Source organism: Microbacterium esteraromaticum (assembly GCF_028747645.1).
Taxonomy (GTDB): domain Bacteria; phylum Actinomycetota; class Actinomycetes; order Actinomycetales; family Microbacteriaceae; genus Microbacterium; species Microbacterium esteraromaticum_C.
On record NZ_CP118100.1, the window covers coordinates 2,901,887 to 2,915,815 of the forward strand.

Here is a 13,929-nt window from a genome sequence, read left to right on the forward strand (position 1 = left end):
CGGATGATGGACACCGATCGTCGCGCGAGCGTTCTCGCCGCGCTCACGGCAGCGCTCCCCGAGGGAGCGCTCATCACCCACGAGGACTCCCTGCAGGCCTACCGCCGCGACCGTGCGGACGACCCGCGAGCCGGCACGCCGCTCGCGGTCGTCCGCGCCGAGTCGACCGAGGACGTGCAGGCCGCGGTGCGCATCGCGGCCCGCGAGAATCTCGCCGTCATCCCGCGCGGCGCGGGCTCGGGCCTGTCGGGCGGCACGTCGGCCGTCGACGGCGCGATCGTCATCTCGCTGGAGCGGATGCGGGCGATCACCATCGACCCGGCCGTGCAGATGGCGGTCGTGCAGCCGGGGGCGTTCAACGCCGAGGTCAAGTCCGCAGCATCCGAGCACGGCCTCTGGTACCCGCCCGACCCGTCGTCGCAGGACTTCTGCTCGATCGGCGGCAACGTCGCCACCAATGCCGGCGGGCTGTGCTGCGTGAAGTACGGCGTCACCAGCGACTACGTGCTGGGCTTGACGGTGGTGCTCGCCGATGGACGCGCGGTGAAGCTCGGCGGCCCGCGTCTGAAGGATGTGGCGGGGCTGTCGTTGACGAAGCTGTTCGTCGGCAGCGAGGGGACTCTCGGAATCGTCACCGAGGTGGTGCTGCGGCTGGTGCCCGCGCAGAGCACACCGACCACGCTGGTGGCGATGTTCCCCACTCTCTCGGGCGCTGTGCAGGCCGTGGTCGACATCAAGGCCACGATGCGCCCGTCGATGCTGGAGTTCATGGACCAGGTGGCCATCAACGCCGTCGAGGACATGACGCGCATGGAGCTCGATCGCACGTCGGCGGCGATGCTGCTGGTGCAGTCCGACGAGTCAGGCGCGGTGGCAGCGGCCCAGGCCGAGGCGATCGAGCAGCTGTGCACGGCGGCCGGCGCCACCGAGGTGTACGCGACCGATGATGCTGACGAGAGCGAGGCGCTGATCGCCGCCCGCCGGATGGCCGTGCCGGCGGTGGAGCGTCGCGGAGCGCTGCTGCTGGAAGACGTCGGCGTGCCCATGCCGCGACTGGCCGACCTGGTCGAGGGCGTGCAGGTGATCGCCGAGCGCAACGGCATCGAGATCTCGATCATCGCGCACGCCGGCGACGGCAATACGCACCCGCTGCTGGTGTTCGACCGCGAGGACGCCGATCAGAGCGCCCGTGCCGATCGCGCCTTCGGCGAGGTGATGGATCTGGCGCTCGCGCTGGACGGCACGATCACCGGTGAGCACGGAGTGGGCCGGCTCAAGCAGCCCTGGCTGGCCGCGTACCTCGGCGACGACGTGTTCGAGCTGAACCAGCGCATCAAACAGGCGCTTGACCCGCAGAACATCCTCAACCCCGGCGTGATGTTCGACGCCTCGTAGCGCGCCCTCCCCTCACGCGCCCCTTTCCGCCCGCGCACCCCTCCGCCCGCGCGCCGCTTCCACCCACGCGCTCCTTCACGAGGGGTCAATATTCGTCGTGTGCAGGCCTCTGAACCCGACAGATTTTGACCCCTCGTGGATGGGAATGGGTGCGCGGGGGCGGCGTGCGGGGAATAGGTGCGCGAGGGTGGGGGCGGGGGCGCGGAGAGGGGAAGGCGGGGCGCGGTGGATGCCTCAGACGAGGCGCTGCGCGGGAGAGACGCCGTATGTGTGCTCCGGGTCGTCGTTGACGACGCCGGCGAGCGCGGAATCGATCGCGGCCATCGTGTCGGCATCCAACCGCACTCCGGACGCCTTCACCGTGTCGGCAAGCTGCTCGGGACGCGACGCGCCCACGAGCGCGGCGGCGACGTTCGGGTTCTGCAGCACCCAGGCGATCGCGAGCTGCGGCATCGTCAGCCCCACCTCGTCGGCGATCGGCTTCAGCCGCTGCACCGCTTCGAGGATCTCGTCGCGCAGGAAGCTCTGGATGAAGTGCGCCCCCGAGTGCGGATCGGTCGCCCGCGATCCCTCGGGCACCGGCTGACCGGGCAGGTACTTGCCGCTCAGCACGCCCTGGGCCATCGGCGACCAGACGATCTGCGAGATGCCGAGTTCTTCCGAGGTCGGCACGACCTTGCCCTCGATCACGCGGTGCAGCATCGAGTACTGCGGCTGGTTCGAGATCAGCTGGAACCCCAGCTGCTTCGACAGGGCGTGGCCTGCGCGCAACTGCTCGGCGGTCCACTCGGAGACGCCGATGTACAGCGCCTTGCCTTGGCGCACGACGTCGGCGAAGGCCTGCATCGTCTCTTCCAGCGGAGTCTCGTGGTCGTAGCGGTGTGCCTGGTACAGGTCGACGTAGTCGGTGCCGAGGCGCGTGAGCGATCCGTCGATCGACTCGAAGATGTGCTTGCGGCTGAGTCCGGTGTCGTTCGGTCCCTTCGGCCCGGTGGGGAAGTACACCTTGGTGAAGATCTCGAGGCTCGCGCGCCGCTGACCTTCCAGAGCTTTGCCGAGCACGACCTCGGCGGCCGTGTTGGCATAGGTGTCTGCGGTGTCGAAGGTGGTGATGCCGGCATCCAACGCCGCGTGCACGGTCGCGACGGCGGCGTCGTCGCCGACCTGCGATGCGTGCGTCACCCAGTTGCCGTAGGTGATCTCCGAGACCTTGAGTCCGCTGTTGCCCAGATAGCGATAGTTGACCATGTGCCCACGCTAGTGGCGTTCCGCACCGCGTGGGGCGGTTCAGAGTCAGCCGATCAGGCGACCGACACAGCAGCCGGGCGGCTCCGCGCCAGGCGCACGACGAGCCAGACGATGCCCGCCGAAGCCAGCAGGCTCGTGATGTACAGCGATGCTGCCCAGGGCGACGCATCCGCGCCGGAGATGAAGAACGTGTCGGCAAGGCTCATCCCCGGAGCGAACGAGGCGACGAAGTAGGCCGGAGCACCGAGCACCAAGACGATCAGGAAGAGCAGCATCAGCACCTCGGGGTCGAGGTCGGCGCGCATGCCGAGCACCGCGATGACGATCGCGATGACGACGCCGACCGCCAGCACTCCCAGCCCGAACCCGACGGGCATCGTCTCGCCGACGGCCGCCATCTCGGCATAGACCTCATCAAGTGAGAGCCCGGGGGCGACGGCCAGCGGGTTCAACACGAAGATCTGCACGGCCGCCCACACGGCGTACAGCGCCACCGCCACCACACCGGCCAGAGATACCATCGCGCGTCGGTTCATGGCGACAGCCTCTCAGACGCCCGCCGGTTCGCGCAGATCGGCGCGCGTCATCGGCACAGTGGGCGGACCGGGATCGACGACAGGGTCGGATGCCCGCCCGCGGGCAGCATCCGGTGCATCCGTGGTGCCGACCGCAAACGGGGGCGAGGCGTTCTCGGCGACGATCGCGGCGCGATCGCGGAAGCCGTCAGCGGTCACGCGATCGAGCTCGACCTGCTTGCGGATCGCCTTCGCCTTCTCGTACAGCGAGGGGTCTCCCCAGCTGGTGAGCACCTTCACGATCACCGGAAGCAGCTCGATCATGAAGAACAGCGCCGCGATCAGCACATGCGCCCACCAGATGGCGGGCTCCTTCGCGGCGAGGTTCTTCAGTCCGGTGATCTGGCTGAGCAGGCCAACGGCTTGCGCGTTGCCGGCGGCCACCGAATCGGCGCGGGCGTTGTAGGCCGCAAGGGCCTGCTCGTAGCTCTGCTGCGCGGCGGGCAACTGGTCCTGCGCCTGCTGACGGTTGGTGGCCTCCGAGGCCGAGGTGTTCTGCTTGGCAGCGGTCTCGGCGGCGGCGAGGTCGTCGTTGGCGTCGCGCAGCTGCGCGGCGAGCGCATCGTAGGTCTGCTGGGCCTGAGCGAGCTGCGCCTTGGCGGCGTCCGAGCTGGAGCCCTCCCCGTTCACGCCCGTGCAGCCGGGCACCTCACCGGCGCCCTCTCCGGTGAGCTCGCACTGGTACAGCGCGCGGGCGTCATCGATGACCTGCTGCTGCTCGGTCATCTTCGCGGTGACGTCGTCGACGGTCGAGGCCGCCGCGGCCGTCGACGCCGAGCCCGATTCGGTGCCGGCGACGATCCCTGTCGCGGCCTGGTTCTCGAGGGCGGCGACCCGGGCGGATGCCGCCTCGAGCGCGATCTTCTCGGGTCCCTCTTCGAGGGCGGCCTGATCGGACTGTGACTGGGTGATGTTGGTGGATGCCACCTCGCGCGCGATGTCGTTGTGGAACACCTGCAGCACGAGGGGTTCTGCGACGAGGAAGCCGATCAGTGCCGCCATGGCCACGCGCGGCACAGCGAGGGCGATCAGTTTCATGACGCTGCGCGTCGACGTCATGGTCGAGGTCAGGAACCGGTCGAGGTTGAAGATGATGCCGCCCCAGACGACGGCCAATGGCACGGCCACCCAGATCGCGACCTGCACGCCCGTGGTGAGGGCGAACATCATCGAGATCGCCGAGACGAGCGCTGTTCCCAGCAGCACGAAGAACATCTGCACGAACCGCGGGGTCTCGCCGGGCACCCGGTCGAGGATCTCCCCCTCGGCACCGCCGAGGATGGCCATGGTGCGCAGGCGCGAACCCTCGACACGGGGCGCGCGCTCGGCCCGGGGCGCACGCTGGCGACGTGGGGCGCGCTCGCGGCGGGGCGTGCGCGCGTTCGCCGGCGCGGAGTCCGGCTCGGTCTCGGGGAGCTCCGCGGGCGCGGGCTCGGCGCGCTTGGATGGGTCGGCCGGCTCGGATGGGTCGGCCGGCTCGGATGGGTCGGCCGGCTCGGACGGGTCGACCGGAGTCGCCGGGGCGGGCGCACCGGTCGGCTCGTAGTGTCGCAAGAAGTCGAGGTCCTCGTCGGTCACCGAGCCGTCAGACGCGTCGGTCTCCAACGAGATCCGCCCCTGGGAATCCATCCGACCAGGGCGATGTGCGGAATAGGACATCCCTCGAGGGTAGGAAACCGTGCCTGTGGGAGTCCCGGACGATCGCTGGGACGGCTCCCAGGAACGCGCCTGGGTCCGCCACCCCATCGGTCAGGCGATGACCATCGTGTGATCGACCGCGGGCGCACGGCTGTCGTCGGGGGACCCGATCAGTTGCGCCACACGTAGCGCGCCGGTCGGCGGATGCTGACGCACTCGCACCCCGAGAGAGCGCATGACCGCCACCGGGTGCGGCGGCCGACGCCATGACTGCTGCGGGCTCAGGGCATCGTCGACCCGTTGCAGAGTGTCGGCGGTGAGACCGGAGGGCAGGGCATCGTGGGCCGCATAGTGGTGGAGGATCTCGTTGATAGTCCAATCAGACGTGAAATCGGCGGGATTGGCTGAAGGGGTGGTGCGTGACGGGCTCATTGGACCAGAATGTGTCGCTATGAGCACAACGAACAGTGCCAATCAGCGGCTGGTGGACCACCGCGCGGCCACGGTCGACTCGACGGCGCTGGCCGCACGTCTGGGTCGGTGGGCGCACGGCGACGGCACCCTGTCGGCGCGGCTCGCCGCCGGCATCCGTTCCCTGATCGACACGGGAGAACTGCGCCCGGGCGATCGCTTGCCGGCCGAGCGGGCGCTGGCGGCCGCCGCGGCCGTCTCTCGCGGCACAGTCGTCGCGGCGTACGGCGAGCTCGCCGATCGCGGTGCGGTCGAACGCCGCCAGGGCAGCGGCACGCGCATTGCCGGCTCGCCGCTGTCGGCTCCGGGGCGCGGCGGGCGCGGTGAGGTGCTCTTCTCGGCGCTGCCGAACTCGATCGATCTGCTGCGCACGGTGCCGCGAATCCCCGATCTGGGGGTGCAGGTGATCCGTGCGCACCACCCCGACCTCGCCACCGCCCTGCTACCCGAGACCGATCCGGCCGGACTGCCGTCGCTGCGGGCGCTGATCGCCGACCTGTACACCTCTGAGGGCGCGGTGACATCACCCGAGCAGATCCTCGTGACCCACGGTGCGCAGCAGGCCATCAGCCTGCTGATCGACGCGCTCGTCTCTCCCGGTGATGTCGTGCTGGCCGAGGAGGTCACCTGGCCGGGCGTCACCGACAGTGTGCGCCAGCGCGGCGGCATCGTGCACGGCATCCCGATGGGAGACGACGGCCTCGACCCCGTGGCCCTCGAGGTGGCGATGGCGCGGATGCGGCCCGTGCTGGTCGCCCTGAACCCGCACCATCAGAACCCGACGGGCACGCGGCTGCCGCCGGCCGCACGACGGCGCGTCGCCGATCTGGCCGCACAGTACGGGGTGGTCGTCGTCGAGGACCGCGTGGTCGCCGGCATCGCCTTCGACGGCGTGATCCCCCCGCCACTGGCTGCCGAGCGGGCGGATGCCCCCGTGGTGGTGGTCGAGTCGCTTTCGAAGTGGGCGTGGGCGGGACTTCGGATCGGCTGGCTGCGCGCCGACCCCGTGCTCGTGCGGCGCCTGCGTGGCGCCCGGCAGCTCGCCGACCAGTCCACGAGTATCCCCGGGCAGCTTCTCGCGATGGACCTGCTCGCGCACGCGGGTGAGTTGCGGCGCGAGGTGGCTCGCGAGCACTACGCTCGGCTCGGGCTGCTACGTGAGCTCATGGCCCGCCACCTGCCCGAATGGAGCTTCGTCGAGCCGCGCGGCGGGCTCTCGCTGTGGGCGCGGCTTCCGATCGGATCGGCGGATGCCCTCGCCCGGGTCGCGGCGGTGCATGGCGTCTCGGTGGCGGGCAGTGGCGAGTTCGCCGCATCGACATCGCCGGACGACCACATCCGCATTCCCTTCACCGCGCCCGATGACGTGCTGACCGAGGGGGTGCGCCGGCTGGGTGCCGCCTGGGCCCAGTACCGCGCGACGCTCTGACGCGCCGGGTTCCCGTCAGTGCGCGACGGCGGGTACGCGCGGGGCACCGTTCCGATCGCGCACAGCGTCTCGCTCGCCGAGCGCTGCGGCGCGGTCGAGCCAGCCCTCGATGCGCGAGGGAGGTGCGGTCTTCACCCCCAGCATCCGATGCGTGCGCACCGAGCGGATGCCGACCAGCTTCATCGTGTTGCGCACCACCTGGGTCTGTGCGGGCACGCCGGTGATGGGCGTGAAGAACCACGGGGTGTCGGCGAGCAGCAGCAGGCGGCCGCGGTTCGCGCCGACCAGACCAATCGGCAGACCCGCGGGGCTGTAGCGGTACTCCTGCTGCGGCAGGAGGGCCCGGTCGAAGAATCCCTTCAGCACCGCAGGCACACCGCCCCACCACAGCGGGGCGGCGACGACGACGTTGCTGGCCTCGTGCAGGGCGGCCTTCGCCTCGACGAGGTCGGGCTCGAGCGTCATCCGCTGCCGGTACCCGAAACGCAGATGCGGGTCGAAGTCAAGGTCGCGCAGGGCGAGCAGGCGCGCGTCTCCGTGCGCTGCGGCGTAGCGGCGGGAGAGCTCGGCGGTGAGCGAGTGGTCGTCGGGGTGGCCGTCGATGACGAGGGTGGAGGCCATGCAGGTTTCCAATCTTGACAGTGTCCATTTGGTTGACAGTGTCAAGATAAGGAACAATGTTGCGCGTGTCAAGTTCTCGAGCGGCCTACCATCACGGAGATCTCGCGCACGCGCTGGAAGCCGCGGCGATGCAGCTGCTCGCCGACAAGCCCGCCACCGAGATCAGCCTGCGCGAGGTCGCGCGCGCAGCCGATGTCAGCCACAACGCGCCATACCACCACTTCTCCGACAGGCGCGGGCTGCTCAAGACCCTCGCCGAGCGCAGCATGGCCGAACTCGTCGACGACGTGCGGGCCACCCTCGCCGCCGCACCGGACGCGACGGCGGCACTGATCACTGGCGGACAGGCCTACATCCGCTTCGCCGTCGAACGCCCCCATGCGTTCGACGTGATCTACGACCCGACCGTGTGCATTCCCGGCGCACCCACCGAGACCATGGCACCGCTGATCGACGAGCTCGAGACGTTGCTCGGTGGCGCGGTCGTCAACGCCGGCCTGCACGAGAGTGCCCTCACCGCGTGCTGGGGACTCGTGCACGGACTCGGCACGCTCGCCGCGGCGGGGCACTTCCCCCTCGACGTGGCGACGACCTCGTTCGAATCCGCGGTGCGGGCGATGCTAGCGCGCTGACCGCCCGGCAGGCGTACGCAGCTGCACCAGCCGGCCCGACCCCTCAATCAGTTCGGCCCATGAGTCGACGTCGACGAGGCACTCCGCGACGGCGCACGTCGGAAACTCGACGAACGCACCGGTGAGCTCGGCGACAGCATCCTGCATGCCCGGGTTGTGCCCCACGAGCATCGCAACCTCCGCCTCATCGGGCAGGCGCGAGGCCGCCGCCAGGATCGAACGGGCCGACGCCGCATACAGCAGCGGCTCGTGCACCACCTCGACACCCTGCGCGGCGGCGTACTCGGCCGCCGTGGTGCGTGCCCGCACGGCCGTACTCGAGACGATACGGGCCAGGCGGATGCCCTCATCACGCAACCTGCGGGCCATCAGCGGCGCATCGCGCCGGCCACGGGCATTCAGCGGCCGGTCATGGTCGACCAGCGACGCATGGCCCCAGTCGGACTTCGCATGGCGTGCCAGCAGCAGCGTCTTCACGCCACCATTGTCACACTCGACTGCTCTGAGTTCGGCAACCCTGGGCTTGCCTTCCCGGGCGGTCGAGCGTCAGCATCCGATCAGGCCATCGCGGCCGCGGCGACCTCGTCCTCGCTGGTCGCGACCAACTGACCGCACGCACCGTCGATCTCCTTGCCGCGGGTGTCGCGCAGAGTCGTGGGGATGCCCGCATCGTTCAGGCGCCGCACGAACTCGTCTTGGACGGCCTTGTCGGATGCCGTCCAGATTGACCCCGGCGTGGGGTTCAACGGGATGGGGTTCACGTGCACCCAGCCGCGACCGCGCGAGTTGAGCTTGGACGCCAGCAGGTCGGCGCGCCACGGATGGTCGTTCATGTCCTTGATCAGCGCGTACTCGATCGACACACGGCGCCCGGTCTTGTCGAAGTACTCGCGGGCCGCGTCGAGCGCCTCGCCGACCTTCCAGCGCGAGTTCACCGGGATCAGCTCATCGCGCAGCTCATCGTCGGGCGCATGCAGCGAGAGGGCGAAGGTGACCGGGATGTCCTCATCGGCGAGCTTCTTGATCGCCGGCACCAGGCCGACGGTCGACACGGTGATGCCGCGAGCACTCATGCCGAGGCCATCCGGCTGCGGGCCGACCATGATGCGCACGGCATCCATCACCCGCTTGTAGTTGGCGAGCGGCTCACCCATGCCCATGAAGACGATGTTGCTGACACGCTCCATGCTGTGGTCGCTGGCCTTCTTGCCGCCCAGACCGCCCTCGGCGATCAACCGGTTCGCACGCACGATCTGCTCGATGATCTCAGCGGTCGACATGTTGCGGGTCAGTCCCGCCTGTCCGGTCGCGCAGAACGGACAGTTCATGCCGCAGCCGGCCTGGCTCGACACGCACAGGGTGATCCGCCCCGGGTAGCGCATCAGCACCGACTCGACCAGGGCACCGTCGTGCAGGCGCCACAGGAACTTGATCGTGTCGCCACGGTCCGTCTCGAGGCGCTTGACCTCGGTCAGCAGCGGCGGCAGCATGCCCGCCACGAGCTCGTCGCGCTGCGCCGCGGGCAGGTCGGTCATCTGCGCGGGGTCGGACGTGTAGTGCGTGAAGTAATGCGTCGACAGCTGCTTGGCCCGGAACCCGGGCAGGCCCAGCTCCTTGACCTTCTCGACCCGCTCGGCGGGGGTCAGATCGGCCAGGTGCACGGGAGGCTTGCCGCGCTTGGGGCTGGCGAACTGCAGCAGTGGCCGACCTTCGGCATCCTTCTGCTGCGTCCATCCCTCGGTCTTGGGGCGCACCTGAGTGCGCGCAGATCCGGTGGCGCGCACCGGGGTGGAACGGGGGCGCGAGTTCTCATCGGATGCTGACATGTCTCCAGGGTACGGGAGCCACCTGCGTAAAGAACTTGTAATTACAAGTTAGGGCGGGGAGAATGGAACAGACGAACGGAGCCTTCATGACCGACCGCCTCGCCCGCACGCGCCAGACCGGCGTCCTCGCCGTCCTGCGCGCACCCTCCCCCGAGAGCGCCCTCGACGCCGCCGAGGCGATCATCCGCGGAGGGATCACCGGCATCGAGGTGACCTACTCCACCCCCGACGCACCCGCCGTCATCCGCGAGCTCATCGCCCGCCACGGCGAGCGCGCCCACATCGGCGCCGGCACCGTCACCACCCCCGCGCAGGCCGCGGCCGCCGCCGACGCCGGGGCAGAGTTCCTTGTCAGCCCCGGCACACTGCCCGACCTCACCCGCGCGATGCTCGACACCGGCACCGTCGTCATGACCGGCGCGCTGACGCCGACCGAGGTGATGACGGCACTCGACCTGGGTGTCGACGTCGTCAAGATCTTCCCGGCATCCCTCGGTGGCCCCTCGTACCTCGGCGCGCTGCGCGGCCCGTTCCCACACGCGCCGCTCATGCCCACCGGCGGCGTCAAGCCCGACAATCTCGCCGACTGGTTCGCCGCGGGCGCCGTGGCCGTGGGCGCCGGAGGCGACCTCGCCAATGGCGCGTCGATCGCAGCATCCGACTGGGCCGATCTCGAGGCCCGCTCCGCCCGCTTCGCCGAGGCCCTCGCCGCCGTCCGCGCCTGAGATCCGGCACGGCGGGCGCCACGGCGGCTGGCTGACTGACTGACTGGCCGGCTGGCCACTCCGGTCGCACTTTCTCCCGCATCCTCGTGCCGCCCACCCACTCCAGTCGCACTTTCTCCCGCATCCTCGCGCCGCCCACCCACTCCGGTCGCACTTTCTCCCGCATCCGGGCGCTCGAAGCGGGAGAAACTGCGACGGGAATGCCAGCGGCCAACGCAAACACCAGCGGCCGACGGCGCACGAAGCGCCGCCGGCCGCTGGTGTACCCGTCCGAGACGGAGCGTCAGTCCAGGAAGATGTCCGGGAACAGCCGATCGTCCGGGGTGCCGGGGACGGCCGCGTACTTCGAGAAGTCCGTGACGCCGTCGGCCTCGAGCACGTCCTCGACGATCAGCGTCTGGCCGGTGTACTCGCGCGACGGCTTGGTCAGCACGGCGTAGGCCGCGTCGGCGTAGACCTCGGGGGTGCGGCTGGCGGCCATCACTTTGTCACCACCGAGCAGGTTCTGCACCGCGGCGGTCGCGATCGTCGTGCGCGGCCACAGCGTGTTGGCGGCGATGCCGTCGGCGGCGAACTCCGCGGCCAATCCCAGCGTCGCCATCGTCATGCCGTACTTGGCCAGCGTGTAGCCGGTGTGCGCGCCGAGCCACTTCGGCGAGATGTTCAGCGGCGGCGACAGCGAGAGGATGTGCGGGTTGCTCGCCTCACGCAGCACCGGCACCGCGGCGCGCGAGAGCATGAACGTGCCGCGCACGTTGACGTCCTGCATGAGGTCGTACTTCTTGGCGGCGAGATCGGTCGAACGCGACAGGTCGATGACGCTGGCGTTGTTGATCACGATGTCGATGCCGCCGAACTCACCCTCGGTCTTGAGCACGGCACCGGTGATGTCGTCGTCGTCGCGCACATCGCCGACGATCGGCAGCGCCTGGCCGCCGGCCGCACGGATCGCCTCGGCCGCCGTGTGCACGGTTCCCTCGAGCTTCGGATGCGGGCTGTCGGTCTTCGCGAGCATCGCGATGTTCGCCCCGTCGGCCGCTGCACGCAGCGCGATCGCGAGGCCGATGCCGCGGCTGCCGCCCGACATGAGGATGGTCTTTCCTGCCAGTGACATGTTCACTCCTGTTCGTGTCGCGTGACGCGGGTTTACTTCGGTGCCATGCGGATGGCGCCGTCGAGACGGATGGTCTCGCCGTTGAGATAGCCGTTGGCGACGATGCTCTCGACGAGTGCGGCGTACTCGTCGGGCTTTCCGAGTCGCGCCGGGTACGGCACTTGCTGGCCCAGCGAGTCCTGCGCGGCCTGCGGAAGCCCCGCGAGCATCGGGGTCTCCATGATCCCGGGGGCGATCGTGCACACGCGGATGCCGTGGCGGGCGAGTTCGCGGGCGATGGGCAGGGTCATCGCGTGCACGCCGCCCTTCGAGGCCGAGTAGGCGGGCTGGCCGATCTGGCCGTCGAAGGCCGCGACGCTGGCGGTGTTGACGATGACGCCGCGGTCGCCGCCCTCGGTGGGCTCGTTCTGCGCGATGACGGCGGATGCCTGCGAGATGACGTTGAAGGTGCCGACGAGGTTGATGCGGACGACCCGCTCGAACGCGTCGAGGTCGGTCGGGTTGCCGTCGCGATCGAGCACCTTGGCGGGCGGCGCGATGCCGGCGCAGTTGACGACGACGCGCAGCGGCGCGATCGCCTGGGCGGATGCCACGGCCGCAGCGATCTGGTCGGGGTCGGTCACATCAGCCGGGGCGAAGATACCGCCCAGTTCGGCGGCGATCTCCTCACCGTTCGAGGTGGGCAGGTCAACGATCGTGACCTGCGCTCCGGCTGCGGCGAGCCGCCGCGCGGTGGCCAGACCGAGACCGCTGGCGCCGCCTGTGATGAGGGCGCCCTGTCCGGTGATCTGCATCGTGTTCTCCTTTGAAACGGCACGGCACCTGAGCCCGGCGTCGCGTGCGACTGAGTCTCAGCATACGTGGTTCCGAGTACCGCCACTACTGGCGGATCTCTCACGAGAAGCGGATGCTGAGGGCATGGACCTGCGTCGCAAGCGAGCCTACGACACCCCCTCGCCCGAAGACGGCTTCCGCGTGCTGGTCGACCGGCTGTGGCCGCGAGGGGTCTCGAAGCAGAACGCAGAGATCGACCTGTGGGCCAAGGACGTCACACCGACTAGCGAGCTGCGTCGGGAATGGCACGCGGCACCGGCATCCGATTTCGAGATCTACGCAGCGCGCTATCGCGCACAGTTGGCCGCCGACGACGCGGGCGCGCTGCGCGCGCTCGCGGACGAGCTGAGCGAACATCCGGTCGTCACGCTCGTCTACGCCGCGCGTGACACCGAGCACAACCACGTCATCGTCCTGGAGCGGGCCCTGCACGACCTCGCCCCGTAGCCCCCCTCCTTTCCTCCCCCGTCCCCCCTCGCCCCTCCCTTCCCCACCCCTCCCTTGCACTGAGAAACCACTTCCCGTCTGAGAAATCACCTCAGACGTGGTTTCTCGAGCGGGAAGTGGTTTCTCAGCGGCGCAGGGGCGCGCGGGGCAGGCGCGCGCAGGGGCGCGCGGGGCGGGGAGAATGAGGGGTGTGTCGATCCCTGTGATGCCCGTCGTTGTTCCGCCGCGCGTGCGCGAGCTCGCCAGGGGTGCCGCGCTCGAATGCGTCTGGCAGAACGATCTCGGCGGCCTGACGCTGCGCGCGGCCCCGCAATACGGTGAGCCGTTCTTCATCAAGTGGGGACCCCGTCACGACGAGTCGACCATGCGCGACGAGGCGGAGCGGATGCAGTGGGCGGGGCGATGGGCTCGGGTTCCGCAAGTGCTCAGTCACGGGGAGGATGCCGCCGAGGAGTGGCTGGTGACGGCAGCCCTCGCGGGCGACAGCGCCGTATCGCCGTACTGGAGAGAGCGCCCCGAGACGGCTGTGCGCGCCGTCGGAGAAGCGCTGCGCGCCTGGCACGACGCGTTGCCCGTCGAAGAATGCCCATGGGACTGGGGCGTAGCCGCCCGTATCGACGCCGCCGAGCAGCGCGGCATCCGTGTGCCCGAGAGCCTGCGCACGCCGCCGCCGATCGACCGGCTCGTCGTCGCGCACGCCGACGCCTGCTGCCCCAACACGCTTCTCGACACAAACGGACGCTGGCTGGCACACGTCGACCTCGGCCAGATGGGCACCGCCGACCGCTGGGCAGATCTCGCCGTCGCCGCCATGAGCACCGAGTGGAACTACGGCCCCGGCTGGGACGACACACTCATCGCCGCGTACGGCATCGCCCCCGATCCGGCCCGCCAGGCCTACTACCGCGCCCTCTGGAACGCCACCTGACCCCGCACTGCCTCGCCCATTCCCCTACCCACTCCCGTGAGAAACC

The 13,929-nt window shown here is 69.8% G+C and carries 15 protein-coding genes; 6 read left to right on the plus strand and 9 right to left on the minus strand.

The features are described from left to right. Positions 1–6 precede the first annotated feature (6 nt). Positions 7–1,395, plus strand: coding sequence for an FAD-binding oxidoreductase (locus tag PTQ19_RS13970; RefSeq protein WP_274367772.1), 1,389 nt, complete (start codon positions 7–9; stop codon positions 1,393–1,395). A 234-nt stretch (positions 1,396–1,629) separates the two neighbouring features. Here PTQ19_RS13970 and PTQ19_RS13975 read toward each other — a convergent pair whose 3' ends face one another. From PTQ19_RS13975 to PTQ19_RS13990, 4 genes are all read right to left on the minus strand, one after another. Next, positions 1,630–2,643: an aldo/keto reductase family protein gene (locus PTQ19_RS13975; RefSeq protein WP_274367773.1), complete on the minus strand. Its 1,014-nt coding sequence runs from the start codon at positions 2,641–2,643 to the stop codon at positions 1,630–1,632. 53 nt (positions 2,644–2,696) lie between these two features. Beyond that, positions 2,697–3,179, minus strand: coding sequence for a hypothetical protein (locus tag PTQ19_RS13980; RefSeq protein WP_274367774.1), 483 nt, complete (start codon positions 3,177–3,179; stop codon positions 2,697–2,699). Between the two features lie 12 nt (positions 3,180–3,191). Next, positions 3,192–4,877, minus strand: coding sequence for a DUF4407 domain-containing protein (locus tag PTQ19_RS13985; protein WP_274367775.1), 1,686 nt, complete (start codon positions 4,875–4,877; stop codon positions 3,192–3,194). Between the two features lie 90 nt (positions 4,878–4,967). Then, a complete protein-coding gene (locus tag PTQ19_RS13990; protein WP_274367776.1) occupies positions 4,968–5,288 on the minus strand; it encodes a hypothetical protein in 321 nt (106 codons plus the stop codon). 19 nt (positions 5,289–5,307) lie between these two features. Between PTQ19_RS13990 and PTQ19_RS13995 the strand changes: the two genes are divergently transcribed. After that, positions 5,308–6,756, plus strand: a complete 1,449-nt coding sequence (locus PTQ19_RS13995; protein WP_274367777.1) for a PLP-dependent aminotransferase family protein — start codon at positions 5,308–5,310, stop codon at positions 6,754–6,756. Between the two features lie 15 nt (positions 6,757–6,771). Here PTQ19_RS13995 and PTQ19_RS14000 read toward each other — a convergent pair whose 3' ends face one another. Continuing rightward, a complete protein-coding gene (locus tag PTQ19_RS14000) occupies positions 6,772–7,377 on the minus strand; it encodes an NAD(P)H-dependent oxidoreductase (protein WP_274367778.1) in 606 nt (201 codons plus the stop codon). 65 nt (positions 7,378–7,442) lie between these two features. Here PTQ19_RS14000 and PTQ19_RS14005 point away from each other — a divergent pair, with 65 nt between their 5' ends. Further along, entirely contained in the window at positions 7,443–8,009 is a 567-nt protein-coding gene (locus PTQ19_RS14005; protein ID WP_179409799.1) for a TetR/AcrR family transcriptional regulator, read from the plus strand. Here PTQ19_RS14005 and PTQ19_RS14010 read toward each other — a convergent pair. Then, a complete protein-coding gene (locus PTQ19_RS14010) occupies positions 7,998–8,486 on the minus strand; it encodes a SixA phosphatase family protein (protein ID WP_274367779.1) in 489 nt (162 codons plus the stop codon). The genes PTQ19_RS14005 and PTQ19_RS14010 overlap by 12 nt on opposite strands. Positions 8,487–8,566: 80 nt before the next feature. Further along, on the minus strand, positions 8,567–9,835 hold the full coding sequence (gene rlmN, locus PTQ19_RS14015; protein ID WP_218847908.1) for a 23S rRNA (adenine(2503)-C(2))-methyltransferase RlmN: 1,269 nt from the start codon (positions 9,833–9,835) through the stop codon (positions 8,567–8,569). 62 nt (positions 9,836–9,897) lie between these two features. Between rlmN and PTQ19_RS14020 the strand changes: the two genes are divergently transcribed. Continuing rightward, positions 9,898–10,560, plus strand: a complete 663-nt coding sequence (locus tag PTQ19_RS14020; protein ID WP_274367780.1) for a bifunctional 4-hydroxy-2-oxoglutarate aldolase/2-dehydro-3-deoxy-phosphogluconate aldolase — start codon at positions 9,898–9,900, stop codon at positions 10,558–10,560. 283 nt (positions 10,561–10,843) lie between these two features. On the opposite strand, the gene PTQ19_RS14025 is transcribed toward PTQ19_RS14020, so the two are convergent. Both PTQ19_RS14025 and PTQ19_RS14030 read right to left on the minus strand, forming a co-directional pair. Further along, positions 10,844–11,674: an SDR family oxidoreductase gene (locus PTQ19_RS14025; protein WP_179409797.1), complete on the minus strand. Its 831-nt coding sequence runs from the start codon at positions 11,672–11,674 to the stop codon at positions 10,844–10,846. A gap of 32 nt (positions 11,675–11,706) precedes the next feature. After that, the gene (locus PTQ19_RS14030; protein ID WP_179409796.1) at positions 11,707–12,468 is read right to left on the minus strand and encodes an SDR family NAD(P)-dependent oxidoreductase; all 762 of its coding nucleotides are present in this window, start codon (positions 12,466–12,468) and stop codon (positions 11,707–11,709) included. A 124-nt stretch (positions 12,469–12,592) separates the two neighbouring features. Between PTQ19_RS14030 and PTQ19_RS14035 the strand changes: the two genes are divergently transcribed. Both PTQ19_RS14035 and PTQ19_RS14040 read left to right on the plus strand, forming a co-directional pair. Further along, complete coding sequence (locus PTQ19_RS14035; protein WP_274367781.1) at positions 12,593–12,955, plus strand: DUF488 domain-containing protein; 363 nt, start codon at positions 12,593–12,595, stop codon at positions 12,953–12,955. 190 nt (positions 12,956–13,145) lie between these two features. Beyond that, the gene (locus PTQ19_RS14040) at positions 13,146–13,883 is read left to right on the plus strand and encodes an aminoglycoside 3'-phosphotransferase (protein ID WP_274367782.1); all 738 of its coding nucleotides are present in this window, start codon (positions 13,146–13,148) and stop codon (positions 13,881–13,883) included. Positions 13,884–13,929 lie beyond the last annotated feature (46 nt).